Genomic DNA, 19,610 nt, shown 5'->3' on the forward strand with positions numbered 1-19,610 from the left:
GAGCCGGGTCACCCTCCCCTTCGAGACCGAGATTCCTTCGCTTTGAGCCCGTCGAAAGCGAAGGAACCTCGGTCTCGAAGGGGATACCCGGTGGACGAGAGGACCGAGAGACACGGATGGTCACGGAGCCGTGGCCGAGGAGGAGAGAATCGATGACGAACTTGCCGACCGACCCGCCCGCCGGGTTGCCGACCGGCCCGGCGGCGACCGACCCGGCCGCGGCCAACCCGCCGTCGACCAGCCCGCCTACGACCGAGCCGCGGACCAACCCGCCCGCCGACCCGTCGTCCGGCGCGGGACGGCCCCCGTACGCGGGCACGCGAGCACCGCGGCTGGCCGAGAGCCCCGAGTTCGGCGCCTACATGGCCCGCGGCTGGGCCGCGCCCGACGTCGTCGCGCCGGTGCCGCCGGGGGCAGCAGCAGCCGCGGCCGAGCACCGCCGTCGGCTGTCCGAACGGGTCGGCGCGGCCGACGTCGTCGTGGGTGCCGGGCGCGCCGCCCTGCGCAACGGCGACGTCCAGTACGGGTTCCGCGCGGACAGCGACTTCGTGTGGCTCACGGGCGCGCAGGCCGAGGACGGCGTCCTCGTGCTGCGGGCCGGCGACGGCGGGCACGATGCGACCCTCTACCTGCCGCCGCCCGCGAAGCCGGGCGAGAGCGCGTTCTTCGCGAACGCCGCGTACGGCGAGCTCTGGGTCGGGCCGTCGCCCGACCTGGGCGCCTGGGCCGAGGCGCTCGGCGTCCCCGTCGAGCCGCTGTCCGCGCTGGACGCCGTCCTGGACCGGCTGAGCGGGGCGCTCGCCGCGCCGTCGGTCGACGACGAGACCGTGCGCCGGTTCGCCCTGAAGCCGTCGGAGGATCTTGCCCGCGCGCTCTCGGACCTGAGGATGATCAAGGACGACTGGGAGATCGCCCAGCTCCGCGAGGCCGTCGACCACACGGTGACCGGGTTCGAGGCGGTCGTCGGCGAGCTGCCGCGCGCGATCGAGGGCCTGGGCGAGCGCTGGCTGCAGGGGACGTTCAACCGGCACGCGCGCACGTTCGGCAACGGGCCCGGGTACTCGACCATCGTCGGCTCCGGGCCGCATGCGCCCACCCTGCACTGGGTGCGGTGCGACGGCCCCGTGCTGCCCGACATGCCGCTGCTGCTCGACATGGGCGTCGAGGCCCGGTCCCTGTACACCGCGGACGTGACGCGCACCGTGCCGCCGTCCGGCACCTTCAGCGCGGTGCAGCGCCAGGTGCACGACCTGGTGGAGCAGGCGCACCGCGCGGGGATGGCGCAGGTCCGCCCGGGGGTCGAGTACCTCGACTTCCACTTCGCCGCCATGGAGGTGATCGCGCAGGGGCTGCACGACTGGGGCCTGCTCGACGTCTCGGTGGACGAGGCGCTGTCGCCAGACGGTCAGCAGCACCGCCGGTGGCTGGTCTGCGGCATCGGCCACCACCTGGGCCTGGACGTGCACGACTGCGCCCACTCCGACTACGCCGCCTACCAGGCGGCTCCCCTGACCCCCGGCGTGGTGATGACGGTGGAGCCCGGCCTCTACTTCCACGCCCACGACGAGACCGTGCCGCCCGAGCTGCGCGGCATCGGCGTGCGCCTGGAGGACGACCTGCTGGTCACGTCCGACGGCGCGGAGGTGCTCTCGGGCGCCCTGCCGATCGACGCGGCGGGCATCGAGCGGTGGACGCGGGAGCGGCTGCCCCATGCCTGAGCCGTTCCCGCTGGACGCCGTCGAGCTGCACGACGGCGTGTTCACCCGGGCGCGGGACCAGATGCTGCACCTGGCGCGGGTGTACCCCGTCGACCGGCTGCTGGCGGTGTTCCGCGCGAACGCCGGCCTGGACACGCGCGGCGCGCTGCCGCCAGGCGGCTGGGAGGACCTCGGCCACCCGGACGAGGACGCCTGGGGCCCCGACGACTACCCCGGCCACGCGGCGGCGCCCACCGCCAACCTGCTGCGCGGCCACTACGCAGGGCACTTCCTGTCCATGCTGTCGCTCGCGGCCGCCGGACCGGGCGACCCGGCGGTGCGGACCGAGCTGCGGGCCAAGGTCGACGCCATGGTCGAGGGGCTGCGGGAGGTCCAGGCGGCGCTCGCGGCGTCCGGCCGGTACAGCCACCCGGGGTTCCTGGCCGCGTACGGCGAGTGGCAGTTCTCCCGTCTGGAGGGGCTGGCGCCGTACGGGGAGATCTGGGCGCCGTACTACACGTGCCACAAGATCATGGCCGGGCTGCTCGACGCCCACCGGCACACGAGGTCGGCGGTCGCGCTGGAGGTCGCCGCCGGGATGGGGCACTGGGTGCACGGGCGGCTGTCGGTGCTCCCTGCCGAGCAGCGCGCCGCGATGTGGTCCCTCTACATCGCGGGCGAGACCGGCGGCATGAACGAGGTGCTGTGCGATCTCGCCACGCTCACCGGCGACCCGGTCTTCGTCGAGACGGCCCGCCTCTTCGACCTGAGCTCGCTGCTGGACGCCGCGTCGTCGGGCAAGGACGTGCTGGACGGGATGCACGCCAACCAGCACGCCGCGACGCTCCCCGGCTACCTCGCGCTGGCCGACCTGACAGGCGAGGCGTCGTACCTGGACGCCGTGCGCAACGTCTGGGACATGGTGGTCCCGGGCCGCACCTTCGCGCACGGCGGCTCGGGCGAGAACGAGCTCTGGGGGCCGGCAGGCGCGGTGGCGGGCGACATCGGCACCCGGAACGCCGAGACCTGCGTGACCTACAACCTGCTCAAGGTCGCCCGCGCCCTCTTCGAGCGCACGGGCGACGTGCGGTACGCCGACTACTACGAGCGGGCCGTCACCAACCAGATCCTGGGCTCGCGGCGCGACGTCGGCTCGGACGACTCGCCCGAGGTGACGTACATGTTCCCCGTGCATCCGGGGGCGCTGCGCGAGTACGACAACGTCGGCACCTGCTGCGGCGGCACCGGGCTGGAGAGCCACGTCAAGTACCAGGACTCGGTCTACTTCCGGTCCGCGCCGGACGCCGGGCGCACGATCTGGGTCAACCTCTACGTCGCGTCGTCCCTGCACTGGGCCGAGCAGGACGTGCGGCTGGTCCAGGAGACGGCCTACCCGCTGGCGGGCACGAGCAGGATCCGGGTCGACGCGACCGGCGACCTCGACCTCCGCCTCCGCGTGCCGGGCTGGGTCACCGACTGCACGGTGACCGTCGACGGCGAGGTCCAGCCCCTGCGCGCCGTTCCGGGAAGCTACGTCTCGCTCCGGCGGAGCTGGCGCCCCGGCACGGTGGTCGAGATCGGCATGCCGCTCACCCTGCGCGAGGTGCCCGCGCCCGACGACGCGTCGGTGGTCAGCCTCGAGCTCGGCCCGACCGTGCTGCTGGCCCGCAGCGCGGCCACTACCTGGCTGCCCGTCGCCACCGCGCGGTGGCGGCGCCTGGACGGCACGCTCGACGCCCCGCTGGTTCGGGCCGACGACGGCACGTGGCGGCTGGGCGAGCTCGTCCTGGAGCCCGCGTGGTCCGGGGGCGACGAGCGTCACCACCTGTACCTGCGGCGGGCGGACGCGACCATCGTGTTCGCGGGGGCGGACGGCGGGGGTGGCTCCGGTGTGCCGAACGCCGCGCGGGCGGACGGCCGCACATTCCTCGACGTGTTGTGGTCGGACGGCGGTTTCGCCTCGCGGGACGAGTTCCTCGAGGCCGTGCTACGCGTGGCGCGCGAGTTCGTGGAGTTTGGGCTGCTGAGCGCCGCCGAGGCCCGGCGGGTCCTGCGGGCGGCGGCGCGCTCCGCCGTCGGCTTGGTCCCGGAGGATCCCGTCGATGAGGCCGCCGCCCGCGAAGCAGAGACGGCACTCCTGTCCAGAGCGCCGGCTTCCGCCGTCGACGGGTCAGCGCCGCGCGTCGAGATCGTCCCGGCCACGGCACCCGGCGTCACCGGCTGGTACCGCCAGCCGGCCGAACTGACGGTCACGGCCCGGGCCGACGGCGGAGGGGCCGCCGCGGAACTCCGCGGCAAGGCGACGGCTCCTCGGGGTGAGGGGCTCGAAAGCGCCCCTGACGCTGCCGCTGGGCTCCGCAGGATTCCGCGGGGCGAAGACGCCGGAAGTACGCTCGCCGAACTCCGCGGCGCGGCCACGACTCGACCGGGCGACGCCGACCTCACCGTCGAGATCCGGGTCGGGGACGCGCCGTGGACGCCCGTCGGACCAGCGCCCCTCCTGCTGGGCGACGGTGTGCACACGGTCACCGCGCGCGCTGTCGACCGCGAGGGCCGCGAGCGCCGCGTCGTCCGCGAGGTCAGTGTCGACACCACGCCGCCCCGCACCACCGCGACCGCCCGCCGCCTCGGTCCGCGGGGCGTCGAGATCAGCTTCTCGGCCACCGACGACGTCTCGGGCGTGGACGGCATCCGGTGGAAAGGGCCGGACACGTTCTGGGCGACCTTCCGCGAACCGTTCACCCGGGCGCTGGCCGACCGCCCCCAGGTCATCGAGTTCACCGCCACCGACCGGGCGGGCAACGAGGAGCCGATACGGACCCTCGTCCTTCCGGCCGCTGACTGAACTCCCCGACGCCTCCGACGTGCAGGTCGCCGGGCACCACCCGTGAGCCAGGTAACAGCAGACGAAGGAACGACCAGTCGAGCGACAACAGAACAACGGACGAGGAGAGCGCACGTGAATCAGAGACCGCACTCGCGCAAGATCCGCCTCATGCCACTCAGGATCGCGGCAGCGATCACCCTGGCGGTAGGCGCCGCGATCCCGGCGAACGCATCGACCGGCACGTCCGGCGGCTCCGCCGTCGCGCCCACACCAACAGCCGCGTCGGCCTCCGCGCCGACGTCCGCCTGCCGGCTGCCCGCTGCCCTCGACGGCCTCGGCTCCGGGTTCCCGGTCGACGACCAGGCCCTCCCTGCCGTCGGCACGCTCAGGGCGGCGCTGCTGTTCGTGGACTTCGAGGACAATCCGGCGCCGGCGGATTCGCTGGCGGAGGCCGGGGCGAACCTCGCGCCGGGCGTCGAGTACCTCGAGCGCGTCTCGGGCGGCCGGCTCGACGTCGAGACGACGCCGTCGCAGGGCTGGGTGCGGATGCCCGAGCCCTCGACGTCGTACCCGTTCGAGCGGGGGCTGAGCTACGAGGACCACGTCCGGTACATCGGCGATGCGATCGCGGCGGCGGACGGCACCTTCGACTTCTCCGACGTCGACGTCGTGTGGGTGACGGCCACCAGGGAGGCGCCGAACATCACCTACTCGCCGACGACGAACTTCCTGGACGTGACCGCCGACGGGAACCACCTGACGCACGCCGTCACGTTCGGCTACGACCAGTGGCGCTGGGGCGGGCTGGTCCTGGCGCACGAGTCGGGGCACACGCTCGGCCTGCCCGACCTGTACCTGTTCGAGGCGCCGCCCGACGACCCGGGGAACTGGCACGCTGCGGTCGGCGGCTGGGACCTGATGGGCCTCATCTCCGGGCAGGGGCCGGAGTACTTCGCCTGGCACCGGTGGCAGCTCGGCTGGCTCGACGACGAGCAGGTGGTGTGCGCCGATCCGAGGCAGGCGACCACGGCGCGCCTCGGCCCGGTCGAGGAGTCCGCCACCGCGGCCCCGTGGGAGGACACCATGGTGGTCCACCGGATCTCGGAGACGCGGGCCGTGGTGGTCGAGAACCGGCAGCCGGCCGGCTACGACGCGGGCATCGGCACCAGCGGCGCCCTCGTCTACACGGTCGACACGTCCGTCCGGTCGGGCGAGGGCCCGATCCGCGTGGTGGACGCGACGCCCGGTTCGGCGGAGGGCCTGGACGACGCCCCGTTCGCGCCGGGTTCCTCCTGGACGGAGCCGACGACGGGCACCGTGCTCACGTTCCACGCCGCGGCGGCGGACACCGTGCGGGTGACGGTCGAGCCCTGACCCACTTGATGTCCGACGCGCAGGTCACTCGGGTGGCCTGTGCGTCGGGCTCCGGTCGTGACACCGGCTGGTGGCGTGGCGCTCGCTCCTTCAACGGCGTTGGCCGCTGTCACGGCACGGGCTCCTGCAACGGTCCCGGTTCCTGCAACGGTGTCGGCTCCCCTAATGGCACGCCGCGCCCGGCGGCGCATCCGGAGGTGGGGTTCTTACGCGGGCGGCAGAAAGCCCCGCAGCCGACGAGGCGATCGGCTAGTATCGAACGTGCGTCCGTAGTAATGGCGCGTTTGGGCTCGGGATCTCTGGGGGTGAGGGTGCATGGATGATGGGCAGCGCTACGCGGATATGAGCCGCGCACTGGTCGACGACGCGCCGTCGTCCTGGCCGCCCGACGCCGTGCCGGTCGCGCTCTGGCCGGTCGAACGACTGCGGGCGGCACTGACCGGGCCGCCCGGTGCGGAGCTGGCGCGCGTCGTCGCCGACGCCACCGACCCGAACGCCGGCCTCCTGACCGATCTGTCCGACGACGCGCTGGGCGACCTGGTGATCGCGTGCGGGCGGCTGCAGTCCTGGGCCGCAGGGGTGCAGGCCCGTGCCGTGGCGGAGCGCGCGGCTCGGGAGACCAACCCGCTGGCGCACGCCAGCCTGGTCGGACAGGTCACCAGCGAACTGGTGATCACCGACGCCGAGGCGACCGACGTGGTGGTCCGGGCCGAGTCCGGAACCCAGCACCCCACCGTGATCCGCGTGCTGGAGAGCGGCCGGATCGACGTGAAGAAGGCCCACATCCTGCTGCGCTCCGCCTCGCAGCTGACCGTGGCGGAACGGGCAGAGGCGATCGCCCGGTTCCTGCCGCAGGCACCGCACCGCACCTGGCGGTGGCTCAAGAACAAGATGCTCGCGTTCGCCAAGTCCCGCCACGGAGCCGCCAAGACCGCCAGGGCCGCCGCCCAGCACCGCAACGTCCAGCTCGACCGTGCGGAGAACGACATGGGCTGGCTGTCCGCCTATCTGCCGGCGGTCGACGCCGCGGCGGTCTGGGGCGTCGTCGACGACATGGCCCGCCAGCTCCGACGCACCGCGGGCGAGGAACGCGACCTGGGCCAGCTCCGCGCGGACTGCCTGACCGGGATCGTCACCGGCCGGCTCGTGCCGGCCGACCGCTACGCGGACGCGGACACCGAAGCCGAGACCCTGGCCGAGGCCTGGACCAGTCCCGGCGTCGTCACGCACGGCGGCCTGGGCGACGGTCCGGGTGATGCTCCCGACCACGGACCCGTGTGCACCTGCGGCGGCCGCGCGCCCGTCGTGCGGCAGGTCGTGCAGGAGGTGGTACGGCCGGTGCGAGTGGTTCCGACCCGGCCGGTCGTGCGGGTCACCGTCCCCGCCAGCGCGCTCCTCGGGCTCGACGCCGCGCCGGGCGAGCTGGAGGGCTTCGGGCCTGTGCCCGCGGACGTGGCCGCCCAGGTCGCCGACGACGCGACCTGGCAGCGCCTGCTCACCGACCCCGTCACCGGGGTCCTGACCGACTACTCGACCAGTGCCTACCGGCCCGGCAGGGTACTCCGTCAGGCGGTGACCGCCCGCGACCTGACCTGCACCTTCCCCCAGTGCGAGCATCCAGCGGACTGGAACGACCTTGACCACATCGCACCGTTCGACCACGACCTCGAACCGGCGACCCAACCGCCCGGCACACCGGGCCAGACCCGCGCCGACAACCTCCAGCCCTTGTGCCGCAAGCATCACCTGCTCAAGACCCACGCGGGCTGGGGTGTCGTGCGCGATCCCAAGACAGGGGTCACGACCTGGACCACACCCACCGGCCGGGCCCACGCACGCCCACCGACGGTGCTGGACACCCGCGTCGAGCTCAACCAGGTCGACCCCGACACCAGCTACGACCTGACCCACCGCGCCCTGACCGGACGCCGTCTGCCGCGCCAGTATCGAAGGACCGAACCGGGGTCCACGCACAGCGCCACAGCGGCCGGCCCCAGCCCAGTCGCCAACCGCGTCCTCGACTCCAGCCTGAGCCCTGCCGCTAGCCGCACACCAATTCCCAGCTCGAACCCCAGCCCTGGCTACGGTCCCGTCCTCAGCCCTGGTCTCAGCACCGACCTGGACTCGAGCCGCGGCACCGGTATCAGCAGCAGCGGCACAACCAGCACCACCTCCATCCACCTCGGCCGGCCACCCTTCTGAACACCGCCCCAACCGCGATCACGCCGCGAGACCGTCCACCAGGACCCCCCTCGGTGGCCGAGTTACCACTCCCGAGGGCCACGTACATCCGCGTCGCCAGTGGCGTGGCTGTCCGGCGGCGCAACCGCCAACGACCCGACTGTCAGTGGCTCGGCATACCGTCTTCCCATGAGCGAGCCGACCAGCGCACCACGCCCCTTCGAGGTCCATGTCCCCGACCGGGTCCTCGTCGACCTGCGTGACCGCCTGGCGCTCAGCAGGATCCCCGACGACTCGCCGCGGCGTCCGGCGTCCGGCATGACCGCCGCCTACCTGCGCGAGCTCGTGGACGAGTGGGCCGCGTGGGACTGGCGCGCCCGCGAGGCGTGGCTCAACGGGCACCCGCAGTTCGTCGCGGACATCGGCGATGCCACGGTGCACTTCGCTCACCTGCGGGCGGACCAGGCGGACGCCCCGGCGCTCCTCGTGATGCACGGCTGGCCGCACACGTTCGCCCTGCAGCTCGACTTCGCCGACCTCCTGCCCGACCTGCACGTCGTGGTCGCGAGCCTGCCCGGCTTCGCGTTCTCCTCGCCCTATGCGTCCGGCGAGATGTCGGAGAAGCGACTCGCAGCCACGATGCACGCGCTCATGACCGACGTGCTCGGCTACGACCGCTACTTCACCTACGGCGAGGACGTCACGGCGAACGTCAGCGACCTCATCGCGGCCAGGTACCCGGAGCATGTGGCGGGCATCGTCGCCACGCACGCGCACTTCCCCACCGCCCAGGAGCGCACCACGCTCGACGACCCGGCCGCCAAGGAGTTCTTCGCCGGCATCGCCGCGCGGCACCAGACCGACGGCGCCTACGGCCACGTGCAGGCGACCAGGCCCGACACGCTCGCCGCCGCCCTCAACGACTCCCCCGCCGGCCTGCTGGCATGGCTCACCGAGAAGCTCGTCGAGTGGAGCGACACGCCGCCCGGCGACCCGCGCGCGGTGGAGCGGCGCATCTCGCGGGACCGGATCCTCACCGAGGCGACGATCTACTGGGCCACGCAGACCATCGCGTCGTCGTTCCGCCCGTACTACGAGGGTGCCGACCAGCCCGACCCGATCCCGCCGACGTCGGTGCCCGCCGCGGTTCTCATCCAGCGGCACGAGGCGACCTATCCCGAGTCGCTCGCGCGCCGCCACTACCTCGACCTGCGGGTGTTCGACCGCCTGGCGGAGGGCGGGCACTTCACCGTCGCCGAGGTACCCGGCGAGATGGCGGCGCGCGTCCGGGAGTTCGTCCGCTCGGTCGGCGGCGCCTGAGCACCGGACGACGTCGCCCCAGCCCCCGCCCGACCCGGACCCGAGCACCACGAGCCAGAGCCCCGAGCGGAGGGCAACCCTCAGCCCTTCGGCTCGAGCCGCACCACCGGGAACTTGCGGTCCGTGTGCGTCTCGTACTCCCTGGTGTTCGGCCAGTACTCGGCCCAGATCTCGTAGAGCCGCGCCCAGTCCGGTGACGTCGGGCGCACCACGGTGCGCGTCGCCCGCAGCGTCTTGTCGCCCACCTCGATGACCACTTCGCTGGGCCCCTCCTCGACGTTCGCCACCCACTCCGGGTCCTTCGGAGCACCGCCCAGCGAGCCGACGACGACGTAGGCGGTGCCGTCCGTCGCGGCCACGAGCGGCGTGACCCGCTCGATACCGGTCACTCGTCCGACGTGGTGCAGGAGCAGCAGGCGCTTGCCCTGGAAGTGCCCGCCCGCGACGGGGGCGTCGACGATGCCGGCGTTCGCCCGGAACGCCTCGATGATCTCGCTGTTCATGTCCGCCATCTCGTCCTCCTCGTGCCCGAGTCGTGCCCGGGCCGCACCTCCGGCCCGAGCTAAGCGGGCTTTACCCCGCTTACCTAAACGGACTTTACCCCGCTTCCGCCGTGCCGGATAGCATCCAGGCATGAGCACGCCGCTGACGTGGGGCACACCACAGCCAGAACGGGCCGACGCGGCCCGTAACCGTCAGCTCCTGCTCACCGCCGCCCGCGAGCTCCTGGCCGAGTGCGGGCCCGACTGCCTCACGATGGATCTCCTGGCCGCACGCTCAGGGCTTGGCAAGGGCACCGTGTTCCGGCGGTTCGGGAGCCGAGCGGGGATCTTCCAGGCCCTCCTGGACGACAGCGAGTTAGCCCTGCAGCAGGAGGTCCTCACCGGACCGCCGCCGCTCGGCCCCGGGGCGCCCCCGGTCGATCGTCTCGTCGCCTACGGACGCGCACGGATCCGCTTCCTCGCGGAGAACCAGGCCGTCGCCCGGGCCACGCTCGACAGCCGCAATGCGGCGGGCAAGCGCGCGCCGATGTCCCAGATCCACGTCCGGGTCCTGCTGCGCGAGATCGACCTGCCCGGCGCCGACGTCGACGTGCTCGCCGGGCAGCTCGCGGCGGCGCTCGACGGCCCGATGCTGCTCCAGCTCTTCGCCGGCCCGGAGCTCGAAGGGCCGCTGCCGACGGCCAGGTTCGAGGACGGGTGGCGCGACCTCGTCGAGCGCGTCTGCGGGCGGACCGCGCCGCCGGCACGCTGAGCGCACCCCGCCGCTGAGCGGCGCAGGCCGGACCGTCAGGCGTGCGTCGGCGCCTCGTGCCTCGCGTGCTCGGCGGGTTCGAGCTGGAAGGTCGAGTGCTCCACGGGCACGTCGAACTGCGTGGCGACACAGGCCTGCAGGGCATCGAGAACCGGCGGCGCCTGCCCGTTCCTGAAGCAGACGTCGCGCACCACGACGTGCGCGCTGAGGATCGGCAGCCCGGTGGCGACGAGCGACGCGTGCAGGTCGTGCACCTCCTCGACGTGCTCCACCTCCAGCAGCCGCGCCCGGACCTCGTCCAGGTCCATGCCGGGCGGGGTGGACTCCAGCAGCACGCTCGCCGAGTCGGCCAGCAGCCGGACCGCGCGCGGCAGGATCAGGAGCGCGATGACCAGGCCGGCGACGGCGTCGGCGCGCTGCCAGCCGGTGGTCGCGATGACGACGGCGGCCACGATCACGGCGACCGACCCCAGCGCATCGTTGACCACCTCGAGGAACGCGGCGCGCAGGTTCAGCGACGCCGACCGGCCGCCCGCCAGCACGAGCAGCGCCACCACGTTGCCCACCAGGCCCACGATGCCGAACACCACCAGGCCCGGCCCGGGCGGCTCCGCCGGGCCGACGAGCCGGCTCACGCCCTCGACCACGGCGTAGACGCCCACGGCGAGCAGCACCGCCGCCTGGGCCAGCGCGGCCAGGACCTCGGCACGCCGGAACCCCCAGGTGCGGCGCGGCGACGGCGGCCGCAGCGCGAGCGACGCCGCGATCAGCGCGATGGCGAGCCCGGCCACGTCGGTGAGCATGTGCGCGGTGTCGACGAGGAGCGCGAGGCTCCCCGTGACGACGGCGCCGACGGCCTGGGCCACGAAGACCGCCGCGGTGATCGCGAAGGCGACCGCGAGCCGCCGTCGGCCACCCTGCGCGCCGTGACCGCCGTGACCATGCCCGCCGTGGTCGTGGCTCACGACGCCGCCCCCTCGATCGCGGGCACGCGCTCGAGGGCACCGTCGACCCCGCAGACCGGGCACAGCGTGACCGCGTCGCCGGTCAGCGCCAGGAGCCGCTCAGCGGACTGGAGGACCGCCAGCGTCGCCTCGGGGTGGCTCAGCGAGAAGACCGACGCCCGGCCCTCCGGACGGGACTCGACCAGCCCGCACTCCCGGAGGCCGGCCAGGTGCTTGGACACGGTCGACTGCGCGAGCCCCAGGTGCCCGGTCAGGTCGACGACGCGGTGCTCGCCGAGCGCCAGGTGCCGCAGGATCGCGAGGCGCGACGGGTCGGAGAACCCGTGGAACAGGTGCGCGGCCACGGCCATCGCCGCGGACTCGTCCACCACAACATCGCCGATCGACTCTTTCATCGCCATATGGCGATGCTACCACCCGGCCTGGCCAGAGAAGGCCAGAGAAGAGGAAGGACGTCGTGAGCCCTACGTCGTCGACCGCCAGGCCCGCCAGGCCGACGCCGTCGCGTCCAGGATCTCGTCCCACGGCGTCGGCCGGACGCCGAGCACCTCGGTGGTCTCGGCGGCGTCCGCGACGAACGGCCGGTCGAACTGGTACAACACGCCCAGCGCCTCGCGCAGGAGCGGCACCACCGCACCCCCGGCGCGCAGCACGAAGCGCGGCACCCGGCGCAGCCGCGGCTCGCCCGTGCCGGCCCGCGCGCCCAGCTCCCGCAGCACCTCGCGCACCGTCGCCGGCGGGTTGGAGGGCACGAGCCAGGGCGAGCCCCAGGCCCGCTCGTCGGCGCCGAGCGCGACGAGGGTCGCCGCGACGTCGTCCACGGCGGTCCAGGTGTGCGGCTGGTCCGGGTCCGCCATGACGGCGGCCGGCTTGCCGGCGAGCGTCGCGGCCGCGTACATGGGCAGCAGGCCGTGCGAGGCCGGCACGGTCGGCCCGATGTAGTCAGAGGGCCGCGCCTCCGTCGCGCGCACCCGCCCGGCGCGGTGCGCCGCGAGCGCGTCCTGCCACATCCGCGCCCGGAGCTCGCCCTTGTGGTCCGACGGCGCGAGCGGCCGGTCCCGGGTCATCGCGCCGTCGACCGGGCCGTAGCCGTACAGGTTGCCCAGCGTCACGAGCACGGCCCCCGACGCCTCGGCCGCGTGCAGCGCCGCGGCGGCCAGCGGGGGCCACCCCCGCTCCCACGCCTGGTACGTGCCGGGGTTGGCGCAGTTGTACAGCACCTGCGCGCCGCGGGCGGTCTCGGCGAGCGCCGCCTTGTCCGTGGCGTCCAGAGCGATCCGCTCGACGCGCGGGTGCTCGGGACCGCCGCCCGACCGGGTCACGACGGCGACGGTGTGGCCGGCCTGCGCCAGCCGGAGGGCGAGCGCGGTGCCGACGGGGCCCGCGCCGACCACGAGGTGGGAGGTCATGACCGCAGCCTGTCATGTCACCACCTCCGCCAGGAACGGGCTATTGGTCATACCGATTTTCAACTTGTATGCTCACATCGAACCCGCCGCAAAGGAGCGCCATGCCCTACCAGCCCGACGCCATCCGGACCGTGCAGCTCTCGACCGCCACGCTCCCCCTGCCCACCGCCATCTCAGACGCCAAGGTCTTCACCGGGCGCCAGAGGCCCATGACCGAAGTCGTCTTCCTGTTCGCGGAGATCACCACCGAGCAGGGGTTCGAGGGCCTCGGCTTCTCCTACTCCAAGCGCGCCGGCGGCCCCGCCCAGTACGCGCACGCCAAGGAGGTGGCGCAGACCGCCGTCGGCGAGGACCCCAACGACATCGCCAAGCTGTACACGAGGCTGCTGTGGGCGGGCGCGTCGGTCGGGCGCTCAGGGGTGGCGACGCAGGCGCTGGCCGCCATCGACGTCGCCCTGTACGACCTCAAGGCCAAGCGCGCGGGCCTGCCGCTGGCGAAGCTGCTCGGGGCGCACCGCGACTCCGTGCGCACGTACAACACCTCCGGCGGGTTCCTCAACGCGAGCATCGAGGAGGTCAAGGAGCGCGCGAGCCGGTCGATCGCGGAGGGCATCGGCGGCATCAAGCTCAAGGTCGGCCTGCCCGACGGCAAGCAGGACCTGGCGCGCGTCGCCGCCGTCCGCGAGCACATCGGCCCCGACGTACCGCTCATGGTCGACGCGAACCAGCAGTGGGACCGCGGCACCGCCCTGCGCATGGGCCGGCGGCTGGAGGAGTTCGACCTCGTCTGGATCGAGGAGCCCCTGGACGCCTACGACGCCGAGGGGCACGCCGCGCTGGCTGCCGCCCTGGACACCCCGGTCGCCACCGGCGAGATGCTCGCGTCGGTGGCGGAGCACGAGCGCCTCATCGCGACCCGCGCGTGCGACATCATCCAGCCGGACGCCCCGCGCGTGGGCGGCATCACGCAGTTCCTGCGGCTGCTCACCCTCGCCGACCAGGCCGGGCTGGACCTCGCGCCGCACTTCGCGATGGAGATCCACCTGCACCTGGCCGCGACCTACCCGCGCGAGCCCTGGGTGGAGCACTTCGACTGGCTCGACCCCCTGTTCAACGAGCGGCTGGAGACCAAGGACGGCCGCATGCTCGTCCCGGACCGGCCGGGCCTTGGCGTCACGTTCAGCGACCAGGCCCGCGCGTGGACCACGGAGAGCGCGGTCTTCGGACGAGCGTGAATGGAAGCATGAGCACATGGCCCAGACCCTGAGCGGCACCCTCGTGGAGACGCTGCGCGCGCGCATCGTCAACGGCGACATCGCCCCGGGCGAGAAGCTGCCCAGCGAGCCGCAGCTCGCCGCCCAGCACCACGTGAGCCGCACCGTGGTCCGCGAGGCGATCGCCCGGCTGAACCTCGAAGGCCTGGTCCACACCCGGCGCGGCAGCGGCAGCTACGCGCTCACCCCGCCCACGGAGTCGGACGACGGCGCGCCCGTCGCCCGGTCCCTCGCCGACCGGCTCGCGCTGGTCGAGTACCGCCTGGCCCTCGAGACCGAGGCCGCCGCGCTCGCCGCCACCCGGCGCACGCCCGCGCAGCTCGCGGCGCTGGGCGACCGGCTGGACGCGCTGGCGGCGTCCGACGGCCACCCCGCGACGGCGATGCAGCACGACTTCGCCTTCCACCGGCTGGTGGCCGAGGCGGCGGGCAACAGGTTCCTCCTGGAGGCCCTGGACCGGCTGGGCCCGCAGATGATCGCCATGCCCCGCGGGCGGCTCGACCGGCACGACACCAGCCGACACGCCAGCGGTCGCTTCGCCGCCGTCGTCCAGGAGCACCAGGCCGTGCTGGAGGCCCTGGAGGCCCAGGACCCGCTCGCCGCGTCCGCGGCGATGCGGGTCCACCTGACGGCCTCGCGCGGCAGGCTGCTCCGGGAGTCAGGGTCTTGACTTCGGTCTACTGCCTTGAGATCGGTCCGTCGATGGACCGATCTCAAGGCAAGCGACCGAAGTCGGAACTGCTTCGCGCATCTGGTCCCGGGTCACCGCGCGGGCTTGACCGCCAGCACCGGCCGGTCCGCCTGCAGCAGGATGCGCTGCGCCACCGAGCCCATGATGAACTTGCCCACCGTGCTCCGCCGCCGCAGCCCGATCACGATCAGCGACGCGTCGTGCCGCTCGGCCAGGTCGAGGATCTCGTCGGTGAAGTCGTCGCGGTGCGTGCCACGCACCACCTCGGTGTGCACCCCCGCCTCGGCGGCCCGCGCGAGCACCCGGTCCAGGTCCTCGTCGGTCGCGACGGTGGTCTCCACCAGCGAGCCCTCGCGCGCCGAGTTCACCACCAGCAGGTTCTCGCCCCGGAGCCGGGCCTCCGCGATCGCCGCCTGCGCGGCGGCCTCCCCCGCGGGTGTGGGAACGTAGCCGACGACGATGCTCATACTGATTCTTCCTCTCGGTTCTCCGGCGACGGCTTCTCCGGGGCCGACGCGGGCGCCGTCCGCCGGCTCCGGACGGCCCGGACCAGGGGCAGCACCGCGACCACCACGAACGCCACCAGCAGCGTCGCGGAGATCGGGCGCGTGAAGAAGCCCGCCGCCGACCCGTCGAACATCAGCAGCGAGCGCCGCAGGCTCTCCTCCAGCAGGGAGCCCAGCACGAACGCCAGGACCAGCGGCCCCGGCTCGAAGCCGAGCTTCTTCATCAGGTAGCCGATGGCTCCGAAGACGACGACCAGGAGCACGTCGAACACGGAGTTGTTGATCGTGTAGGCGCCGATCATGGTGATCAGCGCGGTGATGGGCGCGAGGATCGCCGCGCGCACCCGCAGGATGCGGACGAAGACGCCGACCAGCGGGATGGACATGATGAGCAGCAGCACGTTGCCGACGTACATCGAGTTGACGACGCCCCAGAACAGGTCCGGGTGCTCGGTCACGAGCTGCGGGCCGGGCGTGATGCCTTGGATCAGCAGCGCCCCGAACATGAGCGCCATGGTGGCGTTGGCGGGGATGCCGAGCGTGAGCAGCGGGATGAACGAGCTGGTCGCGGCGGCGTTGTTCGCCGTCTCCGGGCCCGCGACACCCTCGATGGCACCCCTGCCGAACCGGCTGGGGTCCTTGGCGCGCCGCTTCTCGGCGGCGTAGGCCGCCATGGAGGCGATGGTCGCGCCGCCGCCGGGCAGGATGCCGAGGAAGAACCCGAGCACCGACCCGCGGGTCACCGCGCCCGAGGACTCCCTGAGGTCCGTGCGGGAGGGCCAGACGTTGGCCACCTTGCCGGGCGCCTGCACCGCCCGGTGCCGCTCCTCCAGGTTGTAGAGGATCTCACCGAGGCCGAACAGGCCCATCGCGACGGGCACGAAGTCGATCCCGTCGGCGAGGCTGAGGTTGTCGAAGGTGAACCGTTCGGCGCCGGTGAAGGCGTCGCGCCCCACGGTGGCGAGCAGCAGCCCGATGGCCGCGGCGATCAGCGCCTTCACCTTCGCGCCGGACGCGATGGTGGAGACCAGGAGGATGCCCAGCAGCGCGAGCGCCGCGTACTCGGGCGGCCCGAAGTCCAGGGCGAGGCCCGCGACGAGCGGCGCAAGGAAGGTCAGCCCGATGATCGCCACGGTGCCGCCGACGAACGAGCCGACGGCGGCGACGCCGAGCGCCGTACCCGCCCGGCCCTGCCGCGCGAGCGCGTGCCCGTCCAGGACCGTGACCACAGAGCTGGCCTCACCGGGCAGCCGGAGCAGCACCGAGGTGATGGTGCCGCCGTACTGCGCGCCGTAGAAGATCCCGGCGAGCATGATGATCGCGGTCACCGGCTCCACGCCGTAGGTGAGCGGGAGCAGGATGGCGATGGTGGCAGCCGGGCCGAGGCCCGGCAGCACCCCGATGAGCATGCCGATGACCACCCCGACCAGGCAGTACAGGAGGTTCGTCGGCTCCAGCACCACGGCGAAGCCTGCGGCGACGTTCTGCAGCGATTCCACGTGCGATTTCCCTTGCGGATCCGGGCCGGACGGTCAGAACAGGTGCGGGACGTTGGTGCCGAGCGCCCCGACGAAGACCCCGTAGAGCACGGCGACGACGAGCACCGAGTACAGGACCGCCGAGCGCCAGGACTCGCCGCCGAGGAACTTCATCCAGACGAGGCTCAGCACCAGGGCGGGGATCTCGAACCCGATCACGGGCAGCACCGCGACGAGCCCGAGGAGCGTCACGAGGCCGGCCAGCGAGAGCCACGAGTACCGCGTGAACCGCTCGCCGTCGCCGCCCCGCCGTCCGACGACGAGCTGGGCGAGGGACAGCACCACCAGGACCACGCAGATCGCCAGGGGCCACAGCCCGGCGCCCGGCCGCGTCGGCGTGCCCAGCCCAAGGCCCACCGCCGCCACCGCGCCCGTGACGCCGATCGCCGTCGTCACCAGGGCTGCGGCGAGGTTGGCGACCGGTCCGGCGGGCGGCGGCGCGCCGTCGCCCGCTGTGTCGTCCGGTCCCACGCCCGCCTCCTCGGATGCCGTTGCCACGACCGCTCAGCCGTCCGCGAGGCTGATGTCGTACTCCTCGGTGAGCGCCCGGTACTTCTCGGCGAGCTCCGTCCACTCCGCTGTGACCTCGTCACCCGAGATCTCGTGCGGCGTGAGCAGGTTGTTCTCGTTGAACGACTGGTAGGTGTCCGACGCGATGGCCGCGTCGATCGACTCGACGAGCCGCGCCTTGACGTCGTCCGGCAGGCCCTTCGGCGCGGCGACGGCGCGGTACTGCGAGACGGGCACGTCGTAGCCCTCCTCGACGGCGGTCGGCACGTCCGGCAGGAAGCTGTTGCGCTCCGCCGAGAACGCCAGCAGCGGCACCACGTTCCCCGAGTCGATCTGCGGCTTCGCCTCGCCGAGCTGCACGGTGGCCACCTGGACCTGGTCGCCGACGACGGCGGTGAGCGCCGGCGAGCCGGAGTCGAACGGCACGGCGGTGCCCTCGATCTCGGCCTGCGCGAAGAGCGCCGCCTGCGCGAGCTGCGACCCGGTGCCCACGCCCGTGGTGCCGTACTTGATCTCGCCGGACGCGTCCTGCAGGTCCGCCAGGCTCTCGAACCCGGAGTCGACGCTGGCGAGCAGCACGTAGTCGTCCTGCGAGAGCCCCTTGAGGACGTCGAGCCGGCCCAGGTCCACCGCCTCGTCCTGCGACACCGCCAGCGGGGTGATCGTGATGAGGGACGCGTTGAGCAGCACCAGCTCGTACCCGTCGGCGGGCTTGCCCGCCACCTCCTCGGTGGCCAGGGCGCCGTTGGCCCCCGCCCGGTTGACCACCGGGACCGCGACGCCGAGGTCCTCGGCCATGCCCTCGGCGACCGCGCGGGCGATCAGGTCGGTGGAGCCGCCGGCCTCCTGGCCGACGGTGATGGTCACGGGACCCGTCGGGAAGTCGGCAGCGGCGTCCCCGCCGCCACCCACGTTCCCGCCGCACGCGGCGAGGGACAGGGCCGCGAACGCGGCGGTGGCACCCAGGACGGCTCTGCGAACGCGCAGGGATCGGCGGGCGGGAGTTGTCATCACAGCTCTCCTCGTTGAGATCGGACGGTTGCACGTCCCGGTCGGTCGTCGAGCATAAGAAGCCCGTACGATGCCTGTCTAAGCCTCTTACTGCATGGCTTGATTCTCGGAAGGCATCGTGTACACCCTCGACCAGGTCCGCTGCTTCGTCGCCGTGGCGGAGGAGCTCCACTTCGGCCGCGCCGCCGAGCGGCTCAAGATGACCCAGCCGCCGCTGAGCCGGCAGGTCCAGAAGCTGGAGCGCGCCGTCGGCGTGCCGCTCCTGGAGCGCGACAACCGCCACGTCGAGCTGACGACGGCCGGCGCCGTCTTCCTCGACGAGGCCCGCCGCCTGCTGACCTCCGCCGACGCCGCCCCCGCCCTGGCCCGCAAGATCGCGGCGGGCCGCGCGGGCGTGCTGCGCCTCGGCTTCACCGCCGCCTCGGGCTTCAGCCTGCTCGGCACCCTCGCCCAGGAGATCGCCGCGCACCTGCCCGACGTCGACCTGGACCTCCAGGAGCTCGTCACGATCGAGCAGATCGAGGCGATCCGCCGCGGCGAGCTCGACCTGGCGCTCGGCCGCCCGCCGTTCGACCAGGAGAGCTTCGACTCGCGGCTCCTGCTGTCGGAGGACCTGGTGCTCGCGGTGCCCGCCGCGCACCCGCTCACCCGCCTCGACCGCCCGGTCGCCGTCGCCGACCTGCGCGACCAGCCGGTCGTGGGGCACCACCCCACCAAGGCCAGGTACTTCTACGACATGGTCGTGCGGTACATCGCCGTCGAGCACTCCAACGTCGTGCACGTCGTCAGCCAGATCCTGACCATGTGCTCGCTGGTCGCCGCCGGCCGCGGCGTGGCGTTCGTGCCCGAGTCGGCCCGGCTGCTCGGGCTGTCCGGCGTGACGTTCCTGGAGCTCGGGGACGTGCCGCACGGCGTCGTCGAGCTGCACGCCATCTGGGACCGGGAGTCCAAGAACCCGGCGCTGCGCGAGTTCCTGCGCCTCCTGCACCCGGTGCACGACTGAGCCCGCGATGCATCCGAAGTATCACCCGATGCCATATCGGGCTTGGACAG

17 protein-coding genes are annotated in these 19,610 nt (G+C 73.1%); 9 read left to right on the plus strand and 8 right to left on the minus strand.

Annotated features, from left to right (window positions below; all coding sequences use genetic code 11):
* Nucleotides 1–152: 152 nt before the first annotated feature.
* The 5 genes from AC0QU1_RS13490 to AC0QU1_RS13510 all read left to right on the plus strand — a co-directional run bounded on the left by AC0QU1_RS13490 (nt 153) and on the right by AC0QU1_RS13510 (nt 9,399).
* Complete coding sequence (locus AC0QU1_RS13490; protein ID WP_483569865.1) at nt 153–1,718, plus strand: aminopeptidase P family protein; 1,566 nt, start codon at nt 153–155, stop codon at nt 1,716–1,718.
* Nucleotides 1,711–4,542, plus strand: coding sequence for a beta-L-arabinofuranosidase domain-containing protein (locus AC0QU1_RS13495; RefSeq protein WP_483569866.1), 2,832 nt, complete (start codon nt 1,711–1,713; stop codon nt 4,540–4,542). Before AC0QU1_RS13490 ends, AC0QU1_RS13495 begins: the two co-directional genes overlap by 8 nt.
* Nucleotides 4,543–4,692: 150 nt before the next feature.
* Entirely contained in the window at nt 4,693–5,898 is a 1,206-nt protein-coding gene (locus tag AC0QU1_RS13500) for a M6 family metalloprotease domain-containing protein (protein ID WP_483616211.1), read from the plus strand.
* Between the two features lie 315 nt (nt 5,899–6,213).
* Entirely contained in the window at nt 6,214–8,100 is a 1,887-nt protein-coding gene (locus tag AC0QU1_RS13505; RefSeq protein WP_483569868.1) for an HNH endonuclease signature motif containing protein, read from the plus strand.
* A gap of 168 nt (nt 8,101–8,268) precedes the next feature.
* Entirely contained in the window at nt 8,269–9,399 is a 1,131-nt protein-coding gene (locus tag AC0QU1_RS13510; RefSeq protein WP_483569869.1) for an epoxide hydrolase family protein, read from the plus strand.
* A gap of 80 nt (nt 9,400–9,479) precedes the next feature.
* Here AC0QU1_RS13510 and AC0QU1_RS13515 read toward each other — a convergent pair whose 3' ends face one another.
* Nucleotides 9,480–9,911 (minus strand): nitroreductase/quinone reductase family protein, encoded by a 432-nt coding sequence (locus tag AC0QU1_RS13515; RefSeq protein ID WP_483569870.1) that lies wholly within the window; start codon nt 9,909–9,911, stop codon nt 9,480–9,482.
* 121 nt (nt 9,912–10,032) lie between these two features.
* Between AC0QU1_RS13515 and AC0QU1_RS13520 the strand changes: the two genes are divergently transcribed.
* Complete coding sequence (locus AC0QU1_RS13520; protein WP_483569871.1) at nt 10,033–10,653, plus strand: TetR/AcrR family transcriptional regulator; 621 nt, start codon at nt 10,033–10,035, stop codon at nt 10,651–10,653.
* Between the two features lie 35 nt (nt 10,654–10,688).
* Here the strand turns inward: AC0QU1_RS13520 and AC0QU1_RS13525 are convergent, their stop codons facing one another.
* The 3 genes from AC0QU1_RS13525 to AC0QU1_RS13535 form a co-directional block, all read right to left on the minus strand.
* Nucleotides 10,689–11,618, minus strand: a complete 930-nt coding sequence (locus AC0QU1_RS13525; RefSeq protein ID WP_483569872.1) for a cation diffusion facilitator family transporter — start codon at nt 11,616–11,618, stop codon at nt 10,689–10,691.
* Nucleotides 11,615–12,019 (minus strand): ArsR/SmtB family transcription factor, encoded by a 405-nt coding sequence (locus AC0QU1_RS13530; protein WP_483569873.1) that lies wholly within the window; start codon nt 12,017–12,019, stop codon nt 11,615–11,617. Before AC0QU1_RS13530 ends, AC0QU1_RS13525 begins: the two co-directional genes overlap by 4 nt.
* A 63-nt stretch (nt 12,020–12,082) precedes the next feature.
* Nucleotides 12,083–13,027, minus strand: a complete 945-nt coding sequence (locus AC0QU1_RS13535) for an NAD-dependent epimerase/dehydratase family protein (protein WP_483569874.1) — start codon at nt 13,025–13,027, stop codon at nt 12,083–12,085.
* 101 nt (nt 13,028–13,128) lie between these two features.
* On the opposite strand from AC0QU1_RS13535, the gene AC0QU1_RS13540 reads away from it, so the two are divergent.
* Both AC0QU1_RS13540 and AC0QU1_RS13545 read left to right on the plus strand, forming a co-directional pair.
* The gene (locus tag AC0QU1_RS13540) at nt 13,129–14,262 is read left to right on the plus strand and encodes an L-talarate/galactarate dehydratase (RefSeq protein ID WP_483569875.1); all 1,134 of its coding nucleotides are present in this window, start codon (nt 13,129–13,131) and stop codon (nt 14,260–14,262) included.
* A gap of 16 nt (nt 14,263–14,278) precedes the next feature.
* Complete coding sequence (locus AC0QU1_RS13545; protein WP_483569876.1) at nt 14,279–14,971, plus strand: FadR/GntR family transcriptional regulator; 693 nt, start codon at nt 14,279–14,281, stop codon at nt 14,969–14,971.
* A 92-nt stretch (nt 14,972–15,063) separates the two neighbouring features.
* Here AC0QU1_RS13545 and AC0QU1_RS13550 read toward each other — a convergent pair whose 3' ends face one another.
* From AC0QU1_RS13550 to AC0QU1_RS13565, 4 genes are read right to left on the minus strand one after another with little or no spacing between them, the layout of a single operon-like run.
* Entirely contained in the window at nt 15,064–15,459 is a 396-nt protein-coding gene (locus AC0QU1_RS13550) for a universal stress protein (RefSeq protein ID WP_483569877.1), read from the minus strand.
* Nucleotides 15,456–16,997 (minus strand): tripartite tricarboxylate transporter permease, encoded by a 1,542-nt coding sequence (locus AC0QU1_RS13555; protein WP_483569878.1) that lies wholly within the window; start codon nt 16,995–16,997, stop codon nt 15,456–15,458. The genes AC0QU1_RS13550 and AC0QU1_RS13555 overlap by 4 nt, the downstream gene beginning before the upstream one ends.
* A gap of 33 nt (nt 16,998–17,030) precedes the next feature.
* Nucleotides 17,031–17,534: a tripartite tricarboxylate transporter TctB family protein gene (locus AC0QU1_RS13560; RefSeq protein WP_483616213.1), complete on the minus strand. Its 504-nt coding sequence runs from the start codon at nt 17,532–17,534 to the stop codon at nt 17,031–17,033.
* A gap of 6 nt (nt 17,535–17,540) precedes the next feature.
* A complete protein-coding gene (locus tag AC0QU1_RS13565; protein WP_483569880.1) occupies nt 17,541–18,557 on the minus strand; it encodes a tripartite tricarboxylate transporter substrate binding protein in 1,017 nt (338 codons plus the stop codon).
* Nucleotides 18,558–18,675: 118 nt separating this feature from the next.
* Between AC0QU1_RS13565 and AC0QU1_RS13570 the strand changes: the two genes are divergently transcribed.
* A complete protein-coding gene (locus AC0QU1_RS13570; RefSeq protein ID WP_483569881.1) occupies nt 18,676–19,560 on the plus strand; it encodes a LysR family transcriptional regulator in 885 nt (294 codons plus the stop codon).
* Nucleotides 19,561–19,610: the final 50 nt, after the last annotated feature.

The organism is Promicromonospora noduliphila, from assembly GCF_056951025.1.

Excerpts from the sequence above, each read along its gene's own strand:
- AC0QU1_RS13490 (WP_483569865.1), top strand. The coding sequence starts at position 153 with ATGACGAACTTGCCGACCGACCCGCCCGCCGGGTTGCCGACCGGCCCG.
- AC0QU1_RS13495 (WP_483569866.1), top strand. The coding sequence starts at position 1,711 with ATGCCTGAGCCGTTCCCGCTGGACGCCGTCGAGCTGCACGACGGCGTG.
- AC0QU1_RS13500 (WP_483616211.1), top strand. The coding sequence starts at position 4,693 with ATGCCACTCAGGATCGCGGCAGCGATCACCCTGGCGGTAGGCGCCGCG.
- AC0QU1_RS13505 (WP_483569868.1), top strand. The coding sequence starts at position 6,214 with ATGGATGATGGGCAGCGCTACGCGGATATGAGCCGCGCACTGGTCGAC.
- AC0QU1_RS13510 (WP_483569869.1), top strand. The coding sequence starts at position 8,269 with ATGAGCGAGCCGACCAGCGCACCACGCCCCTTCGAGGTCCATGTCCCC.
- AC0QU1_RS13515 (WP_483569870.1), bottom strand. The coding sequence starts at position 9,911 with ATGGCGGACATGAACAGCGAGATCATCGAGGCGTTCCGGGCGAACGCC.
- AC0QU1_RS13520 (WP_483569871.1), top strand. The coding sequence starts at position 10,033 with ATGAGCACGCCGCTGACGTGGGGCACACCACAGCCAGAACGGGCCGAC.
- AC0QU1_RS13530 (WP_483569873.1), bottom strand. The coding sequence starts at position 12,019 with ATGGCGATGAAAGAGTCGATCGGCGATGTTGTGGTGGACGAGTCCGCG.
- AC0QU1_RS13535 (WP_483569874.1), bottom strand. The coding sequence starts at position 13,027 with ATGACCTCCCACCTCGTGGTCGGCGCGGGCCCCGTCGGCACCGCGCTC.
- AC0QU1_RS13540 (WP_483569875.1), top strand. The coding sequence starts at position 13,129 with ATGCCCTACCAGCCCGACGCCATCCGGACCGTGCAGCTCTCGACCGCC.
- AC0QU1_RS13545 (WP_483569876.1), top strand. The coding sequence starts at position 14,279 with ATGGCCCAGACCCTGAGCGGCACCCTCGTGGAGACGCTGCGCGCGCGC.
- AC0QU1_RS13550 (WP_483569877.1), bottom strand. The coding sequence starts at position 15,459 with ATGAGCATCGTCGTCGGCTACGTTCCCACACCCGCGGGGGAGGCCGCC.
- AC0QU1_RS13565 (WP_483569880.1), bottom strand. The coding sequence starts at position 18,557 with ATGACAACTCCCGCCCGCCGATCCCTGCGCGTTCGCAGAGCCGTCCTG.